This is a genomic window from Aromatoleum sp. (assembly GCF_036675785.1).
In the GTDB taxonomy this organism is placed as follows: Bacteria; Pseudomonadota; Gammaproteobacteria; order Burkholderiales; family Rhodocyclaceae; genus Aromatoleum.
On the sequence record NZ_JAKFEF010000010.1, the window covers coordinates 49,550 to 64,053 of the forward strand.

General features: G+C 67.2%; 13 protein-coding genes and 1 pseudogene. 10 read left to right on the forward strand and 4 right to left on the reverse strand.

Annotation, left to right across the window (positions count from 1 at the left end; genetic code table 11):
* Position 1: 1 nt before the first annotated feature.
* Genes tssK through tssE form a run of 3 tightly spaced genes read left to right on the forward strand, consistent with a single transcriptional unit; the run spans position 2 to position 2,577 of the window.
* Positions 2-1,351, forward strand: coding sequence for a type VI secretion system baseplate subunit TssK (gene tssK / locus V6M37_RS01825; RefSeq protein ID WP_332670536.1), 1,350 nt, complete (start codon positions 2-4; stop codon positions 1,349-1,351).
* On the forward strand, positions 1,348-2,082 hold the full coding sequence (gene icmH / locus V6M37_RS01830) for a type IVB secretion system protein IcmH/DotU (RefSeq protein WP_332670539.1): 735 nt from the start codon (positions 1,348-1,350) through the stop codon (positions 2,080-2,082). The genes tssK and icmH overlap by 4 nt, the downstream gene beginning before the upstream one ends.
* Before the next feature lie 18 nt (positions 2,083-2,100).
* Positions 2,101-2,577, forward strand: a complete 477-nt coding sequence (gene tssE / locus V6M37_RS01835; RefSeq protein WP_332670541.1) for a type VI secretion system baseplate subunit TssE — start codon at positions 2,101-2,103, stop codon at positions 2,575-2,577.
* A 10-nt stretch (positions 2,578-2,587) separates the two neighbouring features.
* Here the strand turns inward: tssE and V6M37_RS01840 are convergent, their stop codons facing one another.
* Positions 2,588-3,109, reverse strand: coding sequence for a hypothetical protein (locus V6M37_RS01840; RefSeq protein WP_332670542.1), 522 nt, complete (start codon positions 3,107-3,109; stop codon positions 2,588-2,590).
* Between the two features lie 112 nt (positions 3,110-3,221).
* Positions 3,222-3,407 carry a hypothetical protein gene (locus tag V6M37_RS01845; protein WP_332670545.1) on the reverse strand — a complete coding sequence of 62 codons (186 nt, stop codon included), beginning with the start codon at positions 3,405-3,407 and terminating at the stop codon, positions 3,222-3,224.
* Positions 3,408-3,837: 430 nt separating this feature from the next.
* Between V6M37_RS01845 and V6M37_RS01850 the strand changes: the two genes are divergently transcribed.
* The 6 genes from V6M37_RS01850 to V6M37_RS01875 all read left to right on the forward strand — a co-directional run bounded on the left by V6M37_RS01850 (position 3,838) and on the right by V6M37_RS01875 (position 11,794).
* Positions 3,838-4,593, forward strand: coding sequence for an ABC transporter ATP-binding protein (locus V6M37_RS01850; RefSeq protein WP_332670547.1), 756 nt, complete (start codon positions 3,838-3,840; stop codon positions 4,591-4,593).
* Entirely contained in the window at positions 4,586-5,314 is a 729-nt protein-coding gene (locus tag V6M37_RS01855) for an ABC transporter ATP-binding protein (RefSeq protein WP_332670549.1), read from the forward strand. Before V6M37_RS01850 ends, V6M37_RS01855 begins: the two co-directional genes overlap by 8 nt.
* A gap of 27 nt (positions 5,315-5,341) precedes the next feature.
* A complete protein-coding gene (locus tag V6M37_RS01860; protein ID WP_332670552.1) occupies positions 5,342-6,556 on the forward strand; it encodes an ABC transporter substrate-binding protein in 1,215 nt (404 codons plus the stop codon).
* Between the two features lie 73 nt (positions 6,557-6,629).
* Positions 6,630-7,514 (forward strand): branched-chain amino acid ABC transporter permease, encoded by an 885-nt coding sequence (locus V6M37_RS01865; RefSeq protein ID WP_332670555.1) that lies wholly within the window; start codon positions 6,630-6,632, stop codon positions 7,512-7,514.
* A 67-nt stretch (positions 7,515-7,581) separates the two neighbouring features.
* Entirely contained in the window at positions 7,582-8,511 is a 930-nt protein-coding gene (locus V6M37_RS01870) for a branched-chain amino acid ABC transporter permease (protein WP_332670557.1), read from the forward strand.
* Between the two features lie 118 nt (positions 8,512-8,629).
* Complete coding sequence (locus V6M37_RS01875; RefSeq protein WP_332670559.1) at positions 8,630-11,794, forward strand: transglycosylase domain-containing protein; 3,165 nt, start codon at positions 8,630-8,632, stop codon at positions 11,792-11,794.
* A 49-nt stretch (positions 11,795-11,843) separates the two neighbouring features.
* On the opposite strand, the pseudogene V6M37_RS18700 reads toward V6M37_RS01875, so the two are convergent.
* Positions 11,844-12,287 (reverse strand): annotated as a pseudogene (locus tag V6M37_RS18700) (YbaN family protein); the annotation flags it as partial.
* Between the two features lie 469 nt (positions 12,288-12,756).
* Here V6M37_RS18700 and V6M37_RS01880 point away from each other — a divergent pair.
* A complete protein-coding gene (locus tag V6M37_RS01880) occupies positions 12,757-13,770 on the forward strand; it encodes a zinc-dependent alcohol dehydrogenase family protein (protein WP_332670561.1) in 1,014 nt (337 codons plus the stop codon).
* A 60-nt stretch (positions 13,771-13,830) separates the two neighbouring features.
* Here V6M37_RS01880 and V6M37_RS01885 read toward each other — a convergent pair whose 3' ends face one another.
* Complete coding sequence (locus V6M37_RS01885; RefSeq protein ID WP_332670563.1) at positions 13,831-14,451, reverse strand: PEP-CTERM sorting domain-containing protein; 621 nt, start codon at positions 14,449-14,451, stop codon at positions 13,831-13,833.
* Between the last annotated feature and the right edge of the window lie 53 nt (positions 14,452-14,504).

Genomic DNA, 14,504 nt, shown 5'->3' on the forward strand with positions numbered 1-14,504 from the left:
GATGCTCAAGGCGAAACGCGTGCTGTGGGGCGAAGGAATGTTCCTGCGCCCGCAACACTTCCAGCAGCAGATGCTGTTCCATGACAACGCGCTCTCCGAGCGGGTGCGGTCGCTGCGGCGCCACGCATGGGGGGTCGGGGCGCTCGATCTCGACGAAGCCGCGCTGAAAAACGGGCTCATCCGCGCGGACCGGCTGGACGTCACGTTCCGCGACGGCACGCGCTGTGTCGCGCCCGAGCACGAGCCGCTTCCGCCGTCGCGCGATCTCGCCGCGATCACGCAGGTCGACGTCGCAACGATTGTTTACGCATGCCTGCCCGACCTCAGCGCGTACGGACGCAACACTGGCGACGGCGCCGCGGCCGCGTCGCGCCCTCCGCGCTTCCGCAACGGTCGGGCGCACATGGCGGACCTCTACACCGATGCGCTGGAGGCGGAGGTCACCACGCTTGAGCTCGACGTGCGGCTGATGGCGGCCGAGGAGAATCGCGACGGCTACGAGTGCGTGCCGATCGCGCGTGTCGCGAAGGATGCGAGCGGTCAGTGGCGCAGCGACCCAGACTGGCTGCCGCCGCTGACCTGTAGCCGGGCGGTGCCGCACCCCCTCCGCCTGATCCGGCGCCTGCTCGACATCCTGCTCGTGAAGAGCGACGCGCTCGGCCGGATCCACCGCGAGCGGACGAAGAGCGTGATGGAATACGGGACGAGCGACATCGCGTCGTTCTGGCTGCTGCACACCGTCAATCGCAACTTCGCGCGACTCAACCATCTTTTCGACGCCGCGCCTCTGCATCCGGAGGAACTTTATCTCGCGCTCGCCGAGCTTTATGGCGAGTTGCTGACGTTTTCGAGCACCCGTTCGCTCGCGGACCTGCCGCCCTATCGTCATGAAGCTCTATTCACGACGCTCGACCTCCTCGACTCCGGCATTCGCGAGCTGCTCGACACCGTGATTTCGTCCCGTTACGCGCTCATCCCGCTCGACACGCCGAAGCCGTCGTTCCATCTCGGCCATCTCGCGACCGACCGCCTCGTCGAGGGCGTGGACTTCTACCTGTCGGTGCAGGGGGAGTTGCCGGCCGCGCAGATCATCGAGACCGTCCCGTTGAAGCTCAAGGTCGGCGCCCCGGACGATGTCGACAAGATCCTGAACTCCGCGCTGCGCGGCGTGAATTTGACCTACGCCGCGCAAACGCCCGCGTCGATCCCGGTGCGGGTCGGCAACCATTACTTCGCCCTCGAACCGCAGGGCGCGATTTTCGAGCGCATGCTGCGCGCGCGCTCGGTATGCATCTACGTGCCGCAGACGCTCGCCGCCCTCAAGCTGGAACTGATCGCCGTATTCCGATGACTGTCCCCCTCTCCCTGGCCAACGATTCCGCGCCGGCGTACGGACTTCCCCGTCCGCCTCGACCGATCGCCGCCTGCACGCCCAACGTGCCGACGCTGCGCGGCCTGTTCGAAGACGGCGTCTATCTGCTGTTCCTCCTGCGCGACGGCAACGCGCCGGAATCGCTGGGCACCTTCACGCAGCGCATCGACGGTTTTCTCGCCGACTTCGAACGCCACGCGCGCAATTTCGGCAAGCCCGGCGAAGCGATCGAGCACGCGAAGTACGCCTTCTGTTCACTGCTCGACGAAATCATTCTGGCTTCGGAATTCGCGATCCGCGAGGAATGGGAGCGGATGCCGCTGCAGTTGCGCCTCTTCGGCGAACACCTCGCCGGGGAGGCGTTTTTCGAGCGGCTGGAAACATTGCGCGTCGATCCGGCGAAAAACATCGAGGCGCTCGAAGTCTTTCATACCTGCCTCCTGCTCGGCTTCCAGGGAAAGTACCTTCTCGAAGGGGAAGAGAAGCGCGCCTACCTTACGCACCGCGTAGGCCGGGACATCCGGCAGGTGCGCGGCGGCACGGCCGAATTCGCGCCCCACTGGAAGCTCCCCCATCGCTTTCCGGCCTACGTCCGCAACGAACTGCCGATCTGGCTCTATTTCGCGCTGCTGGCCGCCGTGGCGGCGGCGATGTTCCTCGCGTATGGCGCGCTTCTGGATGACCGGCTCGGCGACCTGTTCGGTCTCTAAAGTCACGGCGACGAGTCGATGAAGGCGGATCACTGGCCGGACCGCGCACTGCCGTCATTGCTCGATCGCCTTCTCGACGACGCGCCCGGCGCCCCCTTCGACGCTACTCCCTCGCCTTTCGGCGCCGCCGCACCCAAGGCCGCGCTGGCGCGCGACCTGGAGGCGCTCCTCAACACGCGCGTCAGCGCTCTCTCCGGCATCGACGCGTTGCCGCTCGCGGCCAGATCGATTCTCACGTTCGGAATCCCGGACTTCAGCGGGCTGAGCCTGTTGAGCGCGGACGACTGCGAAACGGTACGCGAACGCGTGCGTCGGACGATCGCCGCACACGAGCCGCGCCTCACGGAAGTCCGCGTGACGCTCGACGCCCTGCCCGGCGCCGAGCGCAAGTTGCGCTTTCGCGTCGACGCGGTGCTCCGCAAGCCCTACGACGCACCGGTCCGCTTCGATGCGGTGCTCGACCTCGCATCTTCCGCCTACCGCGTGCGCGAATGACGCCCGGGCGTCACGCGCCCGCGGCGTCGGGCGCCGCGTTCAGTTCAGCCATCGATTCACTGATAACCTCGCGCGCGGCGGTCGTCTGATCCTCGCTCATCGTGTGGGCGAGCAGGATCACGTGGCCCTTCGACAGGGCGTCCCTGACGAGGTCGGAGACATCGCCCTTGTTCCGCTGCGCGCCGGCCGCGCCGCCGACGATCGCGCCGGCGGTCGCGCCCCAGCCGAGCATCGTCAGCGGAGCGAGCAACGGACTCGCGACAAACAGGCTGAGGTTCGCCGCGGCGATCGCAATCGCGCCGACGGCCCCGGCCGCGGTGCCGACCGCGGTGCCGATCGCGGTTTCGCGCAACACTTCCTTCAGCACGTCATCGCTGTCGGCGGAAAGCGCCTCGCGGTCGCTTTGACGCAACGACGCGAAGACCTTCACCTTGTCCGGAGCAAGCCCCCGCTCGACAAGCCGGTCCCGCGCCGCCTGGGCTTCGACTCGCGTCTCGTAGATCCCCAACACCCTGTGCAAGTAGTGCTCCATTGCAAATTCTCCTCCTCGGAAAAGTCCCGGGACCGGCCCGCTTCGCCGCGGGCGGCTCGGCCGTCCACGGAAGACACCGCGATTACGGGAAAGTCCCGCGGGTGCTTCTTGTTCACGCACCGCCGATGCCTTCGATGACGACACCGGTGCCGCCGCAGTCGGTGCAAGGTTTGCCATCCACCTTGCCGGTTCCCTGGCAGGTCCGGCAGCTGTTCTCGCCGGTGCCGGGCGTTCCAGGCGCAGCCTGATCACCAGGATGCGTTTCGGGCGTAGTCGGCCGGGTATTCTCGTTGCTCATCTCTTTCCTCCTTTCCCCCTTCTTCGCTTTCCGCTCCCCGCTTTCTGGCCTTCGCCGTGCTGGTCGACGAGCCGTTTTCCGTGCTGCCGCGGGCGGTGGCCCGGCGGCAACGCGTCAAGGCTCGGCGACCCATCAAGCTGCCGCCAGGCGCCGACGAAGCGAGTAGGCAAAAGCCGTTCCCCGCCCGCCATTCGAGCGGTGTACCGGGCGGCTGCCGATGCGGGTACACCCCTAGCCACATCGCATTGACGCGTCCGGACGCCCGGTGTTAACTTAGCCCGGCAGCAAAGGATCGAAATTCCATATACGTCCAGCATGACCGCTTATCGCTGTGCGATAAGCCGGAGCCGGACGGAAACGTCATTTGGCGCCGCGCACCTGCTGCCGGCACCGTTCAGCTTCGATAGCGGGACAGGATCTGCCGGACCCGATGAGCAGCGATTTCATCCTCCAGACGCGAAACCTGACGAAGGAATTCAAAGGCTTCGTCGCCGTCGACAATGTCAACCTGCAGGTGCGCAGGGGCTCGATCCACGCGTTGATCGGGCCCAACGGCGCGGGCAAGACGACGGTCTTCAACCTGCTGACCAAGTTCCTGACGCCGACCCGCGGCACGATCCATTACAACGGCAACGACATCACCGGCGAGAAGTCCGCGCAGATCGCGCGGCGCGGCATCGTGCGCTCGTTCCAGATCTCGGCCGTATTTCCGCACCTGAGCGTGCTCGAGAACGTCCGCGTCGCATTGCAGCGCAAGCTCGGAACGAGCTTCCATTTCTGGCGCTCGGAGAAGAGCCTCGACGTCCTGAATGCGCGCGCGGCGGAACTGCTCGCCGCCGTCGACCTGCAGTCCTTCGCCGACACGATGACGGTCGAATTGCCGTACGGGCGCAAGCGCGCGCTCGAAATCGCGACGACGCTGGCGCTCGACCCGGAGCTGCTGCTGCTCGACGAACCGACGCAGGGCATGGGACACGAAGACGTCGGGCGGGTCGCCGACCTCATCAAGCGGGTGTCGGCGAATCGCACCGTGCTGATGGTCGAACACAACCTCAGCGTCGTCTCCCATCTGTGCGACACGATCACCGTCTTGCAGCGCGGCGCGGTGCTCGCCGAGGGGCCATACGAACAGGTCTCGGCGGACCCACGCGTCCTCGAGGCTTACATGGGGACCGAACATGCTTGACGCGAGCGAGCGCGGTCCACACGTGGAGATGCTGCGCGTCAGCAATCTGCACGCGTTCTACGGCGAATCGCACATCCTCCACGGCATCGATTTCGACGTTAGCCGCGGCGAACTCGTGACACTGCTCGGGCGCAACGGCGCCGGCCGCACGACGACGCTGAAAGCGATCCTCGGACTCGTCGGCCGGCGCAGCGGTTCGGTGATGATCAACGGCCGCGAGGTCATCGGCCTGCCGACCCACCGCATCGCGCACCTCGGCGTCGGCTACTGCCCCGAGGAGCGCGGCATCTACGCGAGCCTGTCGGCCGAGGAGAACCTGCTGCTGCCGCCGAGCGTGAACAGCAGCGGCATGTCGCTCGACGAAATCTACGAGATGTTCCCGAACCTCGCCGAGCGCCGCCACAGCCCGGGAAGCCGGCTCTCGGGCGGCGAGCAGCAGATGCTCGCGATGGCGCGGATCCTGCGCACCGGCGCGCGGCTGCTGCTGCTCGACGAAATCACCGAGGGCCTCGCGCCGGTGATCGTGCAGACGCTCGGACGCGTCATCACGAAGCTGAAGGAAAAGGGGCTCACGATCATCATGGTCGAGCAGAACTTCCGCTTCGCCGCGCCGCTCGCCGACCGGCACTACGTCATCGAACACGGCCGGGTCGTCGAAACGGTGAGGCGCGAAGAGCTCGACGCGAAGATGCACGTGCTGCAGAAGCTGCTGGGCGTTTGACGCAACAGAACAACAAGGAGGAGACAAATGAAACAGAGAGTTCTCGCATGGGCGGTCGCCGCGGCAGTGATCGCCGCAGGCCCGGCCCTCGCGCAGTCGAAGGTCAGCGACGGCGTCGTGAAGTTCGGCGTACTGACCGACATGTCCGGCACGTATTCGGACCTCGCCGGCCCGGGCACCGTCGCCGCGACGCAGATGGCGATCGACGACTTCATCGCGAAGGAAAAGCCGGACTTCAAGATCGAGATGATTTCGGCCGACCACCAGAACAAGGCCGACATTTCCGCGAACAAGGCGCGCGAGTGGATCGACACGCAGAAGGTCGATGCGCTCGTCGACCTCGTGACGACCTCGACCGCGCTCGCCGTGATGAAGGTCGCCAACGAGAAGAACCGCGTCACGCTGGTGTCGGGCGCGGGTTCGACGCCGATCACGAACGAGCAGTGCAACGACACGACCGCGCACTGGGCCTATGACACGTATTCGCTGCCGGTCGGCACGGCGAAGGCCGTCGTGCAGCAGGGCGGCAAGACCTGGTACTTCATCACCGCGGACTACGCGTTCGGCCATTCGCTCGAGAAGAACACCTCGGACGTCGTCAAGAAGAGCGGCGGCAAGGTGCTTGGCAGCGTCCGCCACCCGTTCCCCGGCAGCGATTTCTCGTCCTTCCTGCTGAGTGCGCAGGCCTCGGGCGCGCAGGTGATCGGGCTCGCGAACGCCGGCAACGACACGATCAACTCGATCAAGCAGGCGCGGGAGTTCGGCATCACGCCGAAGCAGTCGCTCGCCGGCCTGCTGATGTTCATCTCCGACGTCCACAGCCTCGGCCTCGACGCGACCGCCGGGATGTACCTGACCACCGGCTTCTACTGGGACTACAACGACGAGACGCGCGCATGGTCGAAGCGCTTCTTCGACAAGATGAAGCGCATGCCGACGATGGTGCAGGCCGGCAACTATTCGTCCGTCTACCACTACCTGAAGGCGGTCAAGGCCTCCGGCACCGACGAGGCGAAGGCGGTGATGGCGAAGATGCGGGAGATGCCGGTCAACGACTTCTTTGCGAAGAACGGCAAGCTGCGCGTCGACGGCCGCATGGTCCATGACATGTACCTCGCGCAGGTGAAGAAGCCGTCGGAGTCGAAGTACCCGTGGGACTATTACCATATCCGCCAGGTGATTCCGGCCGACCAGGCCTACATCCCGCTGTCGGAAAGCACCTGCCCGCTGGTGAAGAAATAATCCGCTGATCCGCCCGCGGCTTTCGGCGCCTCTTGTCGCGCCGGGGGCCGTGGGTTGAAACCAGGCTCCCCAAATGGACATCCTCGGCGTTCCGATCCAGGCCCTGATGGGCCAGTTGCTGATCGGGCTCATCAACGGCTCGTTCTACGCGATCCTGAGCCTCGGTCTGGCGATCATCTTCGGCCTGCTGAACATCATCAATTTCGCGCACGGCGCGCTGTACATGGCCGGTGCGTTCTTCGCATGGATCGCGATGGACGCGCTCGGCATCGACTACTGGGTCGCGCTCGTCGCGGTGCCGATCGTCGTCGGCGCGATCGGCATGCTGATCGAACGCACGATGCTCAAGCACCTGTACCGGCTCGATCACCTGTACGGACTGCTGCTGACTTTCGGCCTCGCGCTGATCATCGAGGGCCTGTTCCGCTACCGCTTCGGCATCTCCGGGCAGAGCTACCCGGTGCCGGAGCTGCTCTCCGGCGGCTTCAACCTCGGCTTCATGTTCCTGCCGAAATACCGCGCTTGGGTCATCGCGGTATCGCTCGTCGTCTGCTTCGGCAGCTGGTACATCATCGAACGCACGAAGCTCGGCTCCTACCTGCGCGCCGGCACCGAGAATCCGCAGCTGCTGCAGGCCTTCGGCATCAACGTGCCGCTGATGATCACGCTGACCTACGGCTTCGGCGTCGCGCTCGCCGCCTTCGCCGGCGTGCTCGCGGCACCGGTGTTCCAGGTGAACCCGGTGATGGGGTCGAACCTGATCATCGTCGTGTTCGCGGTCGTCGTGATCGGCGGCATGGGCTCGATCATGGGCTCGATCGTCACCGGGCTCGGCCTCGGGCTCGTCGAAGGGCTCACGCGCGTGTTCTACCCGGAAGCGTCCGCGGTGGTGATCTTCGTCATCATGGGCATCGTGCTGCTGCTGCGGCCCGCAGGCCTCTTCGGGCGCGAGCGCTGAGCCGCCGAACGCGGAAAGCATGCATGCGACGCCACTTCCCCCAACCTCCTGAACCGGACCGGGCGCAATGAAAGGCAAAACCATCGGCTGGGTGGTCCTGATCGTTCTCGGACTCGTCGCGCCCTTCATCGTCTATCCCGTGCTGGTGATGAAGATCCTGTGCTTCGCGCTGTTCGCCTGCGCGTTCAACCTGCTGCTCGGCTACACCGGGCTGCTGTCGTTCGGGCACGCCGCGTTCCTCGGCTGGGCGGGCTACGTCTGCGGCTACGCGATGAAGGAAATCGGGCTGACGCCGGAATTGGGCATCCTCGCCGGCACCGCGATGGCGGCCGCCCTCGGCTTTCTCTTCGGCAGCCTCGCGATCCGCCGCTCCGGGATCTACTTCGCGATGATCACGCTCGCACTCGCGCAGCTGATGTATTTCCTCGCGCTGCAATTCCCCTTCACCGGCGGCGAGGACGGGCTGCAGGGCGTGCCGCGCGGGCGCCTGTTCGGCGTCGTCGATCTCGGCGAACCGCTGAACATGTACTACTTCGTCCTCGCGATCTTCCTCGGCGGTTTCTGGCTCATCAACCGCACGATCCACTCGCCGTTCGGCCAGGTGCTGAAGGCGATCCGCGAGAACGAGCCGCGCGCGGTGTCGCTCGGCTACGACGTCGACCGTTACAAGCTGCTCGCCTTCGTGCTGTCGGCCGCGCTCTCGGGGCTCGCCGGCGCGACGAAGACGCTCGTCTTCCAGCTCGCGTCGCTGACCGACGTGCATTGGCACATGTCGGGCGAGATCGTCCTGATGACGCTGCTGGGCGGCATGGGAACGGTGTTCGGCCCGGTCGTCGGCGCGACTGTCGTCGTCGGCCTCCAGAACTTCGGCGCGCAGCTCGGACAGTGGGTCGGCGTGCTGACCGGCGTCATTTTCGTGATCTGCGTGCTCGCGTTCCGCCGCGGAATCGTCGGCGAGCTGGCGGTGCTGATCAAACGCTCGGGGATCCGGATCTAGCTTCCACCCCTCTCCGGTTCGGCGCGCGATGCCTTCCTTCCCTCCGTTGTCGACAGCGCGCCAAAGTGTTGTTTTTTTGGCGCCGGACGGGTCCCGCCCGGCGCCAGAACTCGGGATAATGCCGCCATTGGATAACTCGGGCGGAAACGTGTCCGGCAACACTGCGAAGAACCCGTCACCACACCGGTGGTGGAGAATTTTCAAACGTCTCGTCCTCGTCCTGCTGCTGCTCGCGATCATCACGGCCGTGGCCCTCGCGATGTTCGAGATGCGCACCTCCTGGTTCCAGTCCCAAGAAATCTCGCGCTATGCCGAAGACCTCCGCTTTCGGCTCGAGCCGGGCCCGAGCGACGCGATCCGCTTCCCGACCCACGGCCCGTTCGACGTCCGGCTCGGCTACGCGCTGCTGCCGAGCTTCATCCAGCGACTGCAGGCCCGCGGCCTCGCCGTCGACAGCCAGGCGCGATTCTCTCCCGCGCTGCTGGATTTCACCGCGCGCGGGTATTTCCCGCCGTATCGCGAAAAGACGCGCGCGGGCCTCGATGTCGAAGGCGCCTACGGCGAGCCGGTGTACAGCGCGTCGTACCCGATCCACAGCTACGCATCGTTCGAGCAGATCCCGACGCGCGTCGTGCAGAGCCTGCTGTTCATCGAAAACCGCGACTTGCTCGACGCGGAACGCCCGTACCTGAATCCCGCGGTGGATTGGGCGCGCTTCGGCCGTGCTGCGCTCGCGCAACTCGCGAAAATCGTCGACGAGGATCTGAACACTCCCGGCGGCAGCACGCTCGCGACGCAGATCGAGAAATTCCGCCATTCCCCGGACGGCGTCACCCATTCCGCGCAGGAAAAGCTGCGCCAGATGGTGTCGGCGAGCGTGCGGGCCTATCGCGGAGGACGCGACACGCTGCCGGCGCGCCGCGACCTCGTGCTCGACTACCTCAACACCGTGCCGCTGTCGGCCGCCCCGGTCTACGGTGAGGTGCATGGGCTCGGCGACGGCCTGTGGGTGTGGTTCGGCGCCGACTTCGCGCATACCAACGATCTGCTTTCGGCCGCCGAAGGCGAGGGCGACGTGCTCGCGGCGCAGGGCCTCGCGCTGCGGCAGGTCCTCGGGCTGATGATTGCCCACCGGCGTCCGTCGCATTACCTCGGGCGCGGTCGCGACGACCTCGCGAACCTCACCGATGCCCACCTGCGCATCCTCGCCGAAGCGAAGATCATCGGCCCCGGCTTGCGCGACGCCGCGCTCGCTCAGCGACTCGCGTTCCGCGACCCCGTCGCGAACCCGCCGCGCGTGCCGGTCGACGCCGACAAGGGTTCGACGCTCGTGCGCACGCGGCTCGCCGGGATGCTCGGCATCTCGTTGTACGACCTCGACCGCCTCGACGTCGACGTCGCGGCGACGCTCGATCAGCGGCTGCAGCAGACGGTCAGCGAGCATCTCGGGCGGCTCGCCGACACCGACTTCGCGCGCCAGACCGGCATCATCGGCGAACGCCTGCTGACGCCCGGGCAACTGAAGGACGTGCATTACAGCTTCACTCTGTTCGAGCGCACGCTCGACGGCAATCGCGTGCGCGTGCAGACCGACACCACCGATCAGCCGCTCGACATCAACGAAGGCAGCAAGCTCGAACTCGGCTCGACCGCAAAGCTGCGCGTGCTCGCGACCTACCTCGAACTCGTCGCCGAACTGCACCGCAAGTATTCGGGAGAGTCCGTCGAGGCGCTGCGCAAGACGGCGGTCGACCGACACGACCGGCTGACGAGGTGGGCGCTCGACTACCTGATCGCGACAAACGACCGCAACCTGCCGACAATGCTCGAAGCCGCGCTCGAACGGCGGTTCTCGGCGAGCCCGGGGGAAGCCTTCTTCACCGGCGGCGGCCTACATACGTTCAACAACTTCCGCAAGGAAGACGACGGGCGGATGCCGACCATCCGCGAAGCCCTGCAGGAATCGATCAACCTCCCGTTCGTGCGCCTGCTGCGCGAACTCGTGCGCCACACGATGTACCAGGTCCCGGGCAGCACCGCGAAGCTGCTCGAAGACGACAGCGACCCGCGCCGCGACGAGTACCTGTCGCGCTTCGCCGACCGGGAAGGCCAGGTCTTCCTGCGCCGCTTCTGGCGCAAGTACCAAGGCCAGGCGCCGGAGGAAATCCAGGCGACGCTGCTCGACGGCCTGCGCCCGACCGCCGACCGCTTCGCCGCCGCCTACCGCTACCTGAACCCCGAAGCGCCCGCGGCGGCGTTCAACGAGTTCGTCCGCGGGCGCCTGCCCGGCGCCAATCTGAGCGACGCGCGCCTTGCCGCGCTCCACAAGCGCTACGCGCCCGGCAGTTTCGACCTGCCGGACCAGGGTTACATCGCGCGCGTCCATCCCCTCGAACTCTGGCTCGCCGGCTACCTAATGGCGAATTCCGGCGCGAGCTACGGCGACGCCGTCGAGGCGAGCGAGGACGAACGCCAGGCCGTCTATCGCTGGCTGTTCCGGACGCGCTTCAAGAGCGCGCAGGATTCACGCATCTACACGATGCTCGAAGTCGAAGCCTTCCTCGAGATCCACCGCCGCTGGGCGCGCCTCGGGTATCCGTTCAACCACCTCGTGCCGTCGCTCGCGACCGCGCTCGGCAGCGCCGGCGATCGCCCCGCCGCGCTCGCCGAACTGATGGGGATCGTCGTCAATGACGGGATTCGCCTGCGCAGCGCGCGCATCGAGCGGCTGCACTTCGCCGCCGGGACGCCGTACGAGACGGTCGTCGCGCGTCGGCCGGACGCCGGCGAACGGGTAATGGCGCCGGAAGTCGCGGCGGCGCTGCGCGGCGCGCTGTCGGAAGTCGTCGAAGGCGGCACCGCGCGCCGTCTCGCCGGCGCCTTCGCGCTGCCCGACGGCACGCCGGTCAAGGTCGGGGGCAAGACCGGCACCGGCGACAACCGCATTGTCGTTTCGGGCACGCGGGGCGTCGCGCTGAACCGCACCGCGACCTTCGTGTTCTACCTCGGCCCCCGCCATTTCGGCACGCTGACCGCCTACGTCATCGGGCGCGAAGCGGCGTCCTTCCGCTTCACGTCGGGCCTGCCGGTTCAAATCCTGAAGTCGATGACCCCGATCCTCATGCCGTATCTCGCGGCGCCCCCGCCCCCCGCTCCGCCAGCGACGCAGGCATCGCAAGCGGCTCCGCGGGAAGAGGCGGCGCCGCCGGACGAGACGGGACCGTTGCAGGAGACGGCCCCGTCGATGAGTCCCGCTCCACCGCCGGACTCCGACGCGTTGTAACGAACACCGCGACCGCGACGAACCCGACCGCGGCCGTCGCCGGGACGAGCGGCCCATCGCTCCCGGCCGCGAGCACCCCCCAGCTCAGCGCCAGCAACACGACCATCGCGAGCTTCGCGCGCGGCGGCACTTCGCGCCGTGTCTCCCAGTGATGTAGCAGCGGGCCGAGACGGCGGTGGGTGCGCAGCCAGCGGTCGAGCGAAGGACAGCCGCGCCGCGCGGCCCACGCCGCCGCGAGGACGAAAGGCGTCGTCGGCAGCCCCGGCAGGACGACGCCGATGACCGCGAGAACGACACACGCATACGCGAGGAGCGCGAAATGCCAGCGGACTTCGCCGTCCTGCACGGCGTCGTGTCGGCGCGCATTCCAGCGCCGGTGGTGTCCGACGCCAGCCACCCTCGGCAGCAGCGGTCGGTGAACGTGGCGCCAGCGCATCTGTGCCGGCGTGGCGGCCCGATCGTCGCTTCCGGCGCTTCGACGTTCGTTCATCATCCCGTCTTCCCCCGCCCGACCGTCATCCGATGGTCGCTCCTGTCGTTTGTACACCGCGCGTACACTGCATCAGCCCACGCCGCCGGCCGCCTTGCCTTTCGTCAAGCGCCCCCGCCTGCGCCTCAGCGCGCATGCGGAAGCCCGCTATCGTTATCGACCCCGCGCCGGGAAAACGCAAACCGGGGCGTTCGCGCCGAGCCGGTCGAAATCCGCTCCCGCCCCTCGGGAGCGCAACCGGTCGTACCGGCTTCGCGGGCTATGGGCCCGGCAGTCGGACAGGCAAAATCGTACCTCCCGAGCGTGTCGGCGAACGCTCGTTCCGACCGGCCCGCGACAGCTCCATGCCCGACGAACCCGAGGGGCTCCGTCCGGGGCAGCACTCGCCGTCGCGTCAAGAACCGCGCGCCGCGCGCCATTCCGTGCAAATATCCCCGCCGGACGGTTGTCCGGGACAGAGATGGAGAGGCTGATGAAAGTATTTCAGGTGGAGGAAGACTGGTCGCCCGAAAACCTGCGGATCGGCACGCGGCCCGATCCGCACCCCGGACCGGGCGAGGTGCGCTTGCGGATGCGTGCGTCGGCGCTGAACTACCGTGACCTGCTCGTGCCGAAGCACGGCTACGGCTCGCGGATGCAGGCGCTGCCGCTGATCATGCTCAGCGATGGGGTCGGCGTCGTCGACGTGGTCGGCGAAGGGGTCACCCGGTTCGCGCCCGGCGACCGCGTATGCCCGCTGTTCTTCCAGAGCTGGATGGGCGGCGAACCGAACGCGGCGCGGCTTGCGCGCAGCCTCGGCTGCGAGAGGGACGGCACGATGGCGGAATTCATGGTCCTTCCCGAGGACGGCGTCGCGCCCGCCCCGACGCATCTCGACGACGCCGAGGCGGCGACGCTGCCGACGGCAGCCGTCACGGCGTGGCGCGCGCTCGTGACCGAAGGCCGGCTCGCGCCCGGCGACAAGGTGCTAATCCAGGGCACCGGCGGGGTGTCGCTCTTCGCGCTGCAGTTCGCAAAAATGCTCGGCGCGTACGTCGTGTGCACGTCGTCGAGCCACGACAAGCTCGCGCGGGCGAAGAGGCTCGGCGCCGACGAGACGATCAATTACCGCGAGGAGCCCGAATGGGGGCGGCGCGCGCGCGAGATCGCCGGCGGTGACGGCATCGATCACATCGTCGAGGTCGGCGGCCAGGGCACGCTGCCGCAGTCGCTGCGCGCGATCCGCCCGGGGGGCACGCTCAGCCTGATCGGCGTGCTCGCCGGCTCGTCGCTGAGCGCATCGCTCGGCCTCGTCGTCACGCGACATGTCCGCCTGCAGGGAATCACGGTCGGAAGCCGTGACGATTTCCTCGCGATGAGCGCGGCGGTCGAACAGCACCGGATGCGGCCGCTCGTCGACCGCGTGTTCGCCTTCGACGAACTGCACGCGGCGCTCGAATATCTCGCGGGCGGCGCGCATTTCGGCAAGATCTGCATCGCGCACTGATCCAGCGGCCCGCGCCGCGAGGCCGGCCCGAACGCACGCGAGCCGGACCCGGCTCGCTGCTCAGGCCGCTTTTCGGCGGCGCATCATCGCGAGTCCGCCGAGACCGATGCCGAGAAGCGCCAGCAGGCCGGGCTCGGGAACGGCCGCGACCGGAACCGCAGCCCCCGGCGCCGACACCGACCCGGCATCGAAGAGGAACAGCCGGTACATCGCGCTGTAGGTCGTCTGACTGACGGTCTCCTCCCATGCGGCGAAGTCGGCCCCCGCTTGCGCGAGCGCAAGCACGTCCTCGAGGCTGCCGATCGCCGCGGAGCCGATGGTGAGGTCGATCCAGTCCAGTTCCGCCTGCTCGGAATCCAGCGAAAACAGCCTCCAGCCCAAGGATGTCGGCGCGCCGTGGCCGGGAAACAGCGATCTGAAATCGACCATGAACTGCGACAGGCCGGGCGCGACCGACATCGCGTAGGCGTAAGGACGGTTCGCGCCGTTCCACGCCATGCTGAAGCTTGCGACTTCCTCGTCCTTCCCCGACTTCCCGGGCGAGGCCTTCGTCACGGTGACCGTCGCGATGCCCGCATAACTGTCAAGATTTTCGACATCGACGAGCGCCAGCGCATGAGCGCCGGATGGCAGCAACGCGGCCGCCAGTACAAACGGAAACGATTTCTTCGAGTAAGGCATCTCGTGACCTTTTTTTAATCGGGAAGACGTCCGGCGCGCACAGCGCTCACCTG

What these genes read in the sequence shown, in the direction of transcription:
- V6M37_RS01840 (WP_332670542.1), bottom strand. Translation starts at nt 3,109, where the DNA reads ATGGAGCACTACTTGCACAGGGTGTTGGGGATCTACGAGACGCGAGTC.
- icmH (WP_332670539.1), top strand. Translation starts at nt 1,348, where the DNA reads ATGACTGTCCCCCTCTCCCTGGCCAACGATTCCGCGCCGGCGTACGGA.
- V6M37_RS01870 (WP_332670557.1), top strand. Translation starts at nt 7,582, where the DNA reads ATGAAAGGCAAAACCATCGGCTGGGTGGTCCTGATCGTTCTCGGACTC.
- V6M37_RS01875 (WP_332670559.1), top strand. Translation starts at nt 8,630, where the DNA reads ATGCCGCCATTGGATAACTCGGGCGGAAACGTGTCCGGCAACACTGCG.
- tssK (WP_332670536.1), top strand. Translation starts at nt 2, where the DNA reads ATGCTCAAGGCGAAACGCGTGCTGTGGGGCGAAGGAATGTTCCTGCGC.
- V6M37_RS01855 (WP_332670549.1), top strand. Translation starts at nt 4,586, where the DNA reads ATGCTTGACGCGAGCGAGCGCGGTCCACACGTGGAGATGCTGCGCGTC.
- V6M37_RS01865 (WP_332670555.1), top strand. Translation starts at nt 6,630, where the DNA reads ATGGACATCCTCGGCGTTCCGATCCAGGCCCTGATGGGCCAGTTGCTG.
- tssE (WP_332670541.1), top strand. Translation starts at nt 2,101, where the DNA reads ATGAAGGCGGATCACTGGCCGGACCGCGCACTGCCGTCATTGCTCGAT.
- V6M37_RS01860 (WP_332670552.1), top strand. Translation starts at nt 5,342, where the DNA reads ATGAAACAGAGAGTTCTCGCATGGGCGGTCGCCGCGGCAGTGATCGCC.
- V6M37_RS01880 (WP_332670561.1), top strand. Translation starts at nt 12,757, where the DNA reads ATGAAAGTATTTCAGGTGGAGGAAGACTGGTCGCCCGAAAACCTGCGG.
- V6M37_RS01850 (WP_332670547.1), top strand. Translation starts at nt 3,838, where the DNA reads ATGAGCAGCGATTTCATCCTCCAGACGCGAAACCTGACGAAGGAATTC.
- V6M37_RS01885 (WP_332670563.1), bottom strand. Translation starts at nt 14,451, where the DNA reads ATGCCTTACTCGAAGAAATCGTTTCCGTTTGTACTGGCGGCCGCGTTG.
- V6M37_RS01845 (WP_332670545.1), bottom strand. Translation starts at nt 3,407, where the DNA reads ATGAGCAACGAGAATACCCGGCCGACTACGCCCGAAACGCATCCTGGT.